Consider the following 242-nt stretch of genomic DNA (forward strand, 5'->3'; position numbering starts at 1 on the left):
GACTCGAGCTTCGAAGGCAGCCATGGTCCCCCGGTCCACCTGCCGGAGGGTGACGAAGACTATCGCTTCAAAGCCCAGGCCCACAGCAGCGGGATCGATCTCCGCGCGGTAGCCCCGGATCACCCCCGTGGTCTCGAGGTCCCGGAGCCTGCGATGGCAGGGCGCCACCGTCAAACCCACCTTGGAGGCCAGTGCCGTGGCGGTCATCCGGCCGTCTTCTTTTAGGTGCCGCAAAATGCTTC

Annotated in this window: 1 protein-coding gene; it reads right to left on the minus strand. The window is 65.7% G+C overall.

Going from position 1 to position 242, the window contains the following annotated elements:
* The coding region (locus tag SB772_RS44890) for an Lrp/AsnC family transcriptional regulator (RefSeq protein ID WP_410839138.1) at nucleotides 1–234 on the minus strand (234 nt) is incomplete at its 3' end.
* Nucleotides 235–242: the final 8 nt, after the last annotated feature.

It is taken from the genome of Paraburkholderia sp. SIMBA_030 (assembly GCF_046535245.1).
Classification (GTDB): Bacteria; Pseudomonadota; Gammaproteobacteria; order Burkholderiales; family Burkholderiaceae; genus Paraburkholderia.